Origin of the sequence: Paenibacillus validus NBRC 15382, from assembly GCF_004000985.1 — a bacterium.
GTDB classification, from domain to species: Bacteria; Bacillota; Bacilli; order Paenibacillales; family NBRC-103111; genus Paenibacillus_G; species Paenibacillus_G validus.
Map to the genome: position 1 here is coordinate 1 of NZ_BIMH01000083.1, position 9175 is coordinate 9175.

A 9175-nucleotide genomic window follows, 5' to 3' on the forward strand; every position below is an offset into this window, starting at 1 on the left:
TTTTGGCTTTCATTTCTACTGCCATTTGGATATCCCTCCATTTCCCCTCTACCTGTTCAATTCAAAATATTGACGGATCGCTGTCGCAACTCCATGATCTGCATTTGAATCCGTGATCACGTTAGCGACTCCCTTTGCATTGTCATTCCCATTTCCCATAGCAATACCTAACCCGGCCCAATCCAGCATTTCAATATCATTATCGTAATCGCCTATGGTTACAACCTGTTTGGAAGCGATATTGTATTCGGAGCATACCTTCATAAGCGCCGTTTTTTTATTAATGTCTGCAAGGTTAATATCGAATCTTCTTCTTCCTGTCCGTGAAAGCGTAATTCCCTCCCAGCCGCTCATCTCCTTATAAAGACGGTCGATTACTGCCGGATCATCATCAATGACCGTAGCCTTATAGACCTCTTCCTCCGTTGACGCCAGAAAATGAGATAATGGGCCGACGGGAGAGACCTGTATTAAATGTACTTGACCGCGGTAATTATCCTCCGTCAATTCCTTGCTTGGATCCATGACCACATTAGCAAGCGGCCAAGCACGATTCATTTCGGTCAACTCGTTAACGTACAAAACATTGTAACCGTAATAATGGATATAAGAGCCCTTCGCTTCAACAAAGGTTGCGATTTTACAAGCGATTTCCCTGCTGATCGGATAGCCAAATAATTTCTCGCCTGTGACGGGGTCCAGGATCACAGCTCCGTTTAACGCAATAAGCGGGAATTTCAAGCCTAAATATTTCCCATGCAGCCATACCGATGCCGGAAACCGTCCTGAGGCCAAGGTCACATGAATCTGATTATAAACCAGCTGCTGCACAGCCTCTTGAACGGGTAAAGTAACCATCTTTTGCGGATCCAGCAGCGTTCCATCCATATCTAGTGCTAACAGTTTATACATACGCGCTACTCCGTCCTTTTCATAGCATAAAAGTACTGACTACATTTGGAATATATGCAGGCCTTCCAAACACTTCACTGGCCGTTTTTTTCATAAATTCAAAATCGCCGTCATGCGGTAAATGGGTTAATACCAATTTTTTCACATTGGCCTTCTTCGCGATCGTACCTGCCTGAACGGCATCCATATGCCCTTCTCCCGTTGTATGCCTGCTGCCTTCGCAAATCGTAGCTTCGCAGAGGAAAATATCCGCATTTTGGGCAAAGTCAATCAATGATTCGCAGTATGAGGTATCGCCTGAATAAACAAACGTTTTTCCGCCGTATTTAATTTTGACAGCATAGCATGAAATCGTGTGTTGAACCGGAATAAACTCAATTTCAGCACCTGCCAGGCTCACTTTATTTAAAGGATTAATCGCATATACATCGGAATGGTTTCCCATTAAATCTTGCATAGCCGATACCGGCGAGTCCGGCGCATAAATTTGCAGCTTGTTCGTCATCCTTCCTGTCCTTCTTGCGCCAACGGCCGCATATTGCAAAATACCGATATCCGCCATATGGTCGTAATGTAAATGGGAAAGTATAACACCGGATAAGGACTCGACATTCGTATAGAAGGATAACCTGCTCATGACGCCACTGCCGCAGTCCAATAAAATGTTCCCTTCATCCGTTGTTATTAAATAACCCGCTGTCGCTCCGCCTGCAGAAGGATAACCTCCCCAATAGCCCAGTACAGTCACTTTCATATCCTCACCCCATCAAAATCTAACGGTGTCACCGTTTTTTTAATCTTCGAGCCAAACTCCTTGTAGAATGTTAATGCCCATTTCATCGTCCAGATTGTAATTGTTGCTTTCGCTAGCATCCGTAACGACAGCGATTTTTTCATTTTGAACCTGCAAGTGATACTCAATCCTGTCGCCTTGATACAATTTATTCGTAATTTTCCCACGTAGGGATGAATGACTGTCGGGCACGATATGATGCGGTCTAACCGATACCCATCCTTCATTCCGATTTGTATCGAAAGCCGGTATTTCCAGCGTCGTATCGAATAAACGAACCGTCATGGTCGGCCCTGAATTACGCTCCACCACTTGACAAGGAATGACGTTGGCCGAGCCGATAAATTTGGCTACAAACGAATTCGCGGGGCGGTTATAGATCTCCATCGGACTGCCAACCTGGACAACATGCCCACTGTTCATCACAATCACTTTATCGGACATCGTCATTGCTTCAACTTGATCGTGAGTTACATTAATAATGGTAATGCCCATTTTACGTTGAATCTCTTTGATCTCGATTCTCATCTGCTCGCGCAATGCGGCATCCAGATTCGATAACGGTTCATCCAGCAAGAGCAAGCGAGGTTCCATGACGAGCGCTCTAGCCAAGGCTACCCTTTGCTGCTGACCTCCTGACAATTCATGAGGAAATCGCTTTTCGTAAGCGTCCAGATGGACGATACGCAGAATTTCCCTGGTTTTGGCCGCCATATCGGCCTTATTCATCTTTCGCAGCTTAAGGGGATAGGCAACGTTCTCAAAGACGTTCATATGAGGCCATACCGCATAAGATTGAAACACCATGCCGATCCCGCGCCTTTCTGGCTGCAGAAAAGTGGAACGCGCGGTATTAACCAATTCTTCCTTATCCAGTGTAATCACACCGTCGGTTGGTTCAATAAATCCGGCAATCATTCGTAAAGTAGTCGTTTTCCCACATCCGGATGGGCCAACAATGGTTGCGAATTCATTTCTTTCGATTGTCACGTTTACCTTATGAACAGCTGTGCTTCCCTTATAAACCTTGGAAATGCCATCCAGAACGAGTGTACCCATAGTATTATCCTCCCCGAAGCATCGATGTCGTATTTTTTACAATCCAATCCGGCCCTTACTCACGATTTTCAAGATGATGTTGGTCACGGTTACAAACAAAATGAGTAATACGGCAAGTGCCGCCGTGAGCGCGACCTTTCCTTCTTCCTGAGCTGAAAATACAACGACTCCAATGGTTTCGTTATTGACGGACCATAGCAAGGATGATAACGTGATCTCTCCCAAAGCCGGCATAAGGACAAGAAAAAATGAAGCATAGAAACTGGGCCTTAGCAAGGGAATCATAATATCCCAAAAGGCTCTCATCTGGGAGGCGCCGGAAATCCGACTCGCTTCCTCGAGAGATGGATGGATTTGAGCCATCGCGCCGGAAATCGTTTGCAGCCCGAGGTTCATAAACCTGGCCAAGTAGGCAACAAGCAATATCATATAGGTGCTATATAAATTCCAGCCTACAATTGGAACCGGATTCACAAAAGCGAGAATCATCGCCAAGCCTACAATAGTGCCGGGTACCGCATAAGGAATGGCAACTAATGATTCTACTAGTTGAGATCCAAACATTTTTCCGCGAATAATCATATAGGATAAAAGGAGGCCTAGTACGGCAATGACGAAGCCGGCAATCGCAGCCAGAGAAAAACTGTTCATGACAGCTCTTCGAACCGATTCGATTTCAAAGATCATTTCATAATTTCTGAAAGTCAGATTCGACCAGCTATTCGGAGCACCAAACGCTTTTAACAAGGAAGTAAATATCGCCGCACAGATTGGAGCTACCGTTGTGACAAAGATAATGATGATCAAGAACACGTATACAGGAGCTTTCCAGGAACCAAGCGAAGTTTTCTCCCCTGAAGGATGCTTACCGCTAACCACGACATATTTGCTCGATTTAATAATCTTTTGATACAATTGCAGTCCTATGATACCGAATAGAGCGAGCAGCATGGAATTGGCCGCTGCAATTTGAAGACTATTCGGCTTATCCACATTGATAATCGTTTGATAAATTTGAGTGGTCATCAAATTGATATCGTTCGGAGAGCCTAACACTGCAGGAATACCGAAATCCGCCAACAAATTCATGAATAGAAGCAGCATTCCCCCCAATATGGCCGGGGATATCAAAGGTAACGTAATGTCCTTCATCGTGCGTAAAACGCTGGCGCCGGAAATTCGGCTCGCCTCTTCAACCGATGCGTCTATCTTTTGAATCGCAGGAAGCACGACAATGTAAGGAATGGTGTAGCCGTAGATCGACATCACGAACACCATACCGCTCATACTATAAATATCGACCAGAGGCTCCGTTTGTTGAAAAATATCCATATACCAGCCATTGATCAGCCCTACAGGTCCAAGCAGATAAGTCCAGGATATGGCACCGACAAATGGCGGGATCAAATAGGGCGTGGCCAGCAGGGTTTGCCATATTTTTTTGCCCCGGATATTCGTTCGCGCAACAATCCAGGCTAACAAAACACCCAGTATTGTTGCAATTATGGTTGAAGGCACTACAACCTTCAAGCTGTTCGTCATACTAGTCAAAATGGCCGGATCTCTAAAGAGGGTCACGTAATTGGCAAAGGTTATATTTCCATCCGCTTTAAAGCTGTTGATTACGAGCACCAAGCAGGGATAAAACACGGTAAATCCCAGTAGGGCAAAGGTCCCCCACCAAATAAGGCGGGGACCCATTGAAGCTAAATCAAAGGAGCTTTTGGCAGCAGATTGACCGGAGGTCAATCCTTGCGGCTTACCGATCATACGATCAAATCCTTCCTAACTCGAAATCATATTATTTGGCTTCGCTAAATAATTCTCCAAACTTCGTTTTTAAAGATTCGCGGTTATCTTCAAGGAATTTCATATCCAGCGGCATCACTTTAATGCTGTCCAATTTGGGCGATCCTTCAGGCGCGCCTGCATCCCCTTTGACTGGAATGTAGCCTTGTTTCACGAAAAACTTCTGACCATCCGTGGAGAGGAGGTAATCCATCAGCTTCTGGGAAGCCTCTTTATTTTTAGATCCGGAAATAATGCCTACCGGCGTAGGAATAAGAACGGAACCCTCGCTAGGCCAAGCGATTTCAACCGGCGAACCGCTGTTTTTAGCGTTTCTGACCATAAAGTCTACAACTGAAACGCCATAATATTCGCCTGTTGCAAGTTTACTAGTCAAGTTACCGTTGGATTGTTCAAACTTAACGCCATTATTTTTCAAGCTGCTGAAATAGTCCCATCCCATCCCATTCGTATTGACGAGCGATGCTAATGTTAAGAATGCTGCGCCGGAATAGTTCGGATTTGCTATAGCGACTTTCCCTTTATATTCAGGAGATCCGAGATCCTGCCAGGATTTAGGGGCATTTTTAATTTTTAATGTATTATAGCCAATGACATTGAAAATTTGACGTACTTCATAATATTTTCCGTCTTCATATGCATAGCGCTTATCCAGGTTAGCCGCTTCAGGCGAATCATATTTTTCCAGCATCCCTTTTTTCGCCAATTTCGAATAATAGTCAATATCGGCAAACCAAATGACATCGGCCTGGATAGCCCCGCCCATCTGTTCCGCTTCGATTTTCGAAATAACGGCACCGGTTCCGGAACGGTATATTTTCACATCAATCTTAGGCTGCTTCTTCTTGAAATCCTGGATCATTTCGTTAACTAAGTCTTGGGATTCAGAGGTATACAGATTCACAGTCCCGCTGACTTCCTTCACTTCTTTTGCACTATCGACAGGCTTCGTTCCTTCATTAGCATTTTTAACTTGCTCATTACCGCCCGATGCGCAACCAGCTGCGAGAGAAACTAATGCGAGAGACATCATCACTTTATAAAGTTTTTTCAATGTACCCACCCTTTACTTGTTTTTTTTGAAATGAACTCCAAACCGCAACCTCTTATAACTATCCGCATATTGTTATTTGATCATCAGCCCCCCACCGTAATTTTAGCTCCCACGAGCTTAATCCTTTGTCCATCCATCGTGGATTCGATCTTGATGACGCCAGTCCATTTCATGATTTGAGATGCGTACTCCTGAAGAGCAGCTTCATCCATCCCATTGACGCTGCAATGTACCGTCTTAAATCCTTCCCCAACCGATTCATCCTCCGAAAAATATACTTTTTTAATCTGAATACCCATTGCTTCCAACTCGGATATAATTTTCCCGGTCAACGTGGAGTTGTCTTCAATCGTGATTTGTAGCAGGTTTTTATGCTTTGCGCTAAACAACTTCTCTGTTTTGTTCAACAGAAAGAGACATACCAAGACAAGGAAGGTTGCAACCAGCGCCCCTTTATAAAACCCTGCACCTGCCGATAAACCAATTCCGGCCGTTACCCACAAGGAGGCAGCCGTTGTTAATCCCGATATCGAAAGTCCATTTCGCAATATCGTACCTGCGCCCAGAAAACCGATACCGCTAATGACTTGAGCAGCAAGACGGGATGGATCTATTCGGACATTGATTTCGTTTACAAAATCAGAAAAGCCATAAATCGATAGCAGCATAATTAATGCAGCACCGATACAGACAAGAATATGAGTACGAAAACCAGCCGCATGGTTGCTGACTTCCCTTTCTAAACCAATTAAACCTCCAAGGACAACTGCGGCAATCAATCGTAACACTAAATCCCAAAAGTCAATACTCCAAACCGAGTTCTCGACCATGACCTACCAACCCCTCTTGCTCATAGTTCGGCATAACTGTATGCGCTTTCTTTTGTGCGAAAAATCCTTGAAACGTGTGCTGATTAGAGAATGTTTGACAAGTAATAAACGGATATTCTTTACATTTGTCATTAAGACATACATTTGTAACCACATCTTACTCCTGATTTTATCATTTGTCAATATGTTAATACATTTGTAAATTGATCTGAAAATCAGGAACAGCAATATGGGGGAAGCGCTTACGATTCCGATTGTTTACAAAAACTACAATTGAAATAGTATCACTCCACGGCATTGTTTACAATTGTTTTATTTATTTACATATGTATAGAAGAGGATAAAAAAAAGAGAATGCATATACATTCTCAGCTTGCCGGGAAACCCGCATCCCGCAATTCATTCCACTCTTGCAACGAACGTGTAATATTAAGCTCTTTCATTTCTCCAAAATATTCCAAAGATACATAACCGGAATAATGCCGCCGTTCAAGCTCTTGAATAAGTGCCTTGTTATCAATGTCGCCATTAAGGATTGAGACAGGAACACTCTTGTACCTATTGGCATGATCCCAGTTGTAATTTTTTATATGAACGTGAGATAACCATGGGTATAAGACCGGCAGCGCCTCCATTTGATCGATCTGCTCCACATGGAGATTCGCACCGTCAAACACTAGCCTAAGTCTCGGGTGATTGACTGCCTGCAGCAGCATCCGGGCGGACTCCGTATTATCTACAAACGTGTCATAGTGAACTTCGATCGCAATGTTTACTTCGTACTGGTCGGCCATTCGCATAACGTTCTTCATGACGCTCACGACTTGGCCCCATTGCTCCGGAGAAGTGCATCTCGACGACACGTGGCCCAGAAATGTTCGTATGAACGGACAGCCCAGCTGCCTGGCAACGTCGAGTAAATGATTCATACTCTTGAAATCCTGCTTCAAATCCTTTTCTCCCGAGAAGCCTCCGGAAAATGTTGTGTATCCGCTGACCGCCGGCACTTCAAGGCCATACCGGCGCAGTTTTTCTCTTAATTTGTCAAGGGGACCCCGCTCCTCCTGATAGCGTTCAATATGCCCCATCCATAGTTCCACCCCATCTAGTCCAAATGGAGCCGACCATTCCAATATTTGTTCAACATCCCAGTCTTTAAATCCTGAAGTACAAAGGCTTCTCTTCACTTCGATTCCTCCTAAGCTTATCTGTGCAGCCATTCCAATGGAACGGTCACCAGACTTGGGAACAGGATTAACAACACCATAACGACGCATTCGGCAATAAGGAACGGCATAACGCCTTTCATAATGCCCTCCATACTCGTTCTACCTACACCTGCAGCCACGTTGAGTACCGTTCCCACAGGCGGTGTGAGAAGTCCGATGCTGCAATTCAGAACGAACAGAACGCCGAAATAAACCGGATCAATACCTGCTTGAATGATAATGGGCATCAGAACAGGTGTCATAATGAGAATGGTAGGCGTCATATCCATAGCCGTACCTACCAAAACTAACAAGATATTGATCATGATCATAAGCAGCATCGGATTTTCCAGCAGAGGTCCAAGAAATTCCGTAATCGTGGCAGGAACGTTAGCCACTGTAATGAGCCAAGAGGATACCATCGCTGCCGCAGCGAGGAACATAACTACACTAGTCGTTTTGGCCGCACCAAGGAGGCATTTATAAACGGTTGTAAAGCTCAGCGAGCGATAAATGAACACCCCGACCAATAGGGCGTACACTGCGGCTACTACCGCAGCTTCCGTCGGTGTGAAGATACCGCCCCGTAAGCCTGCAAGAATAATCACAGGCAGTATCAGGGCCCATGACGCTTCTTTTAATGCGATCATGATGTCCTTAAACGAGGCGCGCGGCATTTTCTCCGCCTTCTCTTTGCGTGCCATTAACCACCAGGTAAATACAAGAGCGACGCCCATCATTAAACCCGGCACAATACCGCCCAAAAATAGCTTTGTAATGGAAACATCGCTTGTCACGCCAAAGATAATAAAAGCGATACTCGGCGGAATTACCGGTGCAATAATACCTCCGGCTGCGACCAATCCGGCGGAGCGATTCCGGTCATAGCCCGCTTTGACCATCATCGGGATCAGGATGGCGCCAAGGGCTGCCGTATCGGCGACTGCAGATCCGGACAATCCGGCAAAGATGACGGCGGCAATGATCGAGACATATCCTAAACCGCCGCGAATGGGTCCGACCAGGGTTAAAGCGAATTGTATGATTTTTCGGGATATTCCGCCCGCGTTCATAAACTCACCGGCCAGAATAAAGAAGGGAACCGCCAGTAAAGGGAAGCTGTTTGCACCGTTAATCAGGTTTTGAGCAATGATTTGGGTGTCAAACATACCCATGTACATCATGAGACATACGCCGCTTAACAGAAGCGCAAACGCAATCGGCATTCCGAATGCCATTGCCCCTAATAAAGAACCAAGGAAGATTACAGGAGTCATTACCGATCAGCCCCTTCCGCCGTATGCAACTGATGATTTTCGAGCTTCATGCCGATCTCCTTCGTCTCCTGCCGCTCTGGCGTTTCGCTATTATTTAGCTGGATTTCTTCTTCCGATTCGACGACCCGGGAAACTTTGTCGATATAAGTTTTGTCGATACTCACCCGGATAATATTCGAAATCAGAATGATACCCATGCAGACGCTGGCAATAACCCCGACGAAATACACAAA

General features: G+C 45.1%; 9 protein-coding genes. All 9 read right to left on the reverse strand.

Annotated features, from left to right (window positions below; genetic code table 11):
* Positions 1 to 48: 48 nt before the first annotated feature.
* On the reverse strand, positions 49 to 912 hold the full coding sequence (locus PVA01S_RS25500; RefSeq protein WP_127610643.1) for a Cof-type HAD-IIB family hydrolase: 864 nt from the start codon (positions 910 to 912) through the stop codon (positions 49 to 51).
* Positions 913 to 931: 19 nt separating this feature from the next.
* Entirely contained in the window at positions 932 to 1666 is a 735-nt protein-coding gene (locus PVA01S_RS25505) for an MBL fold metallo-hydrolase (RefSeq protein WP_127610645.1), read from the reverse strand.
* A gap of 39 nt (positions 1667 to 1705) precedes the next feature.
* Positions 1706 to 2764, reverse strand: a complete 1059-nt coding sequence (locus PVA01S_RS25510) for an ABC transporter ATP-binding protein (RefSeq protein WP_127610647.1) — start codon at positions 2762 to 2764, stop codon at positions 1706 to 1708.
* Positions 2765 to 2800: 36 nt separating this feature from the next.
* Positions 2801 to 4534 (reverse strand): ABC transporter permease, encoded by a 1734-nt coding sequence (locus PVA01S_RS25515; protein WP_127610649.1) that lies wholly within the window; start codon positions 4532 to 4534, stop codon positions 2801 to 2803.
* Between the two features lie 31 nt (positions 4535 to 4565).
* Positions 4566 to 5627, reverse strand: coding sequence for an ABC transporter substrate-binding protein (locus tag PVA01S_RS25520; RefSeq protein WP_127610651.1), 1062 nt, complete (start codon positions 5625 to 5627; stop codon positions 4566 to 4568).
* Between the two features lie 83 nt (positions 5628 to 5710).
* Complete coding sequence (locus tag PVA01S_RS25525) at positions 5711 to 6457, reverse strand: MgtC/SapB family protein (protein WP_127610653.1); 747 nt, start codon at positions 6455 to 6457, stop codon at positions 5711 to 5713.
* 368 nt (positions 6458 to 6825) lie between these two features.
* Positions 6826 to 7644 (reverse strand): sugar phosphate isomerase/epimerase family protein, encoded by an 819-nt coding sequence (locus tag PVA01S_RS25530; protein WP_164751978.1) that lies wholly within the window; start codon positions 7642 to 7644, stop codon positions 6826 to 6828.
* A 17-nt stretch (positions 7645 to 7661) separates the two neighbouring features.
* Positions 7662 to 8942 carry a TRAP transporter large permease gene (locus PVA01S_RS25535; protein WP_127610657.1) on the reverse strand — a complete coding sequence of 427 codons (1281 nt, stop codon included), beginning with the start codon at positions 8940 to 8942 and terminating at the stop codon, positions 7662 to 7664.
* Positions 8942 to 9175 (reverse strand): hypothetical protein (locus tag PVA01S_RS26905; protein ID WP_164751979.1); only part of this gene is annotated, 234 nt, incomplete at its 5' end. The genes PVA01S_RS25535 and PVA01S_RS26905, both read right to left, overlap by 1 nt.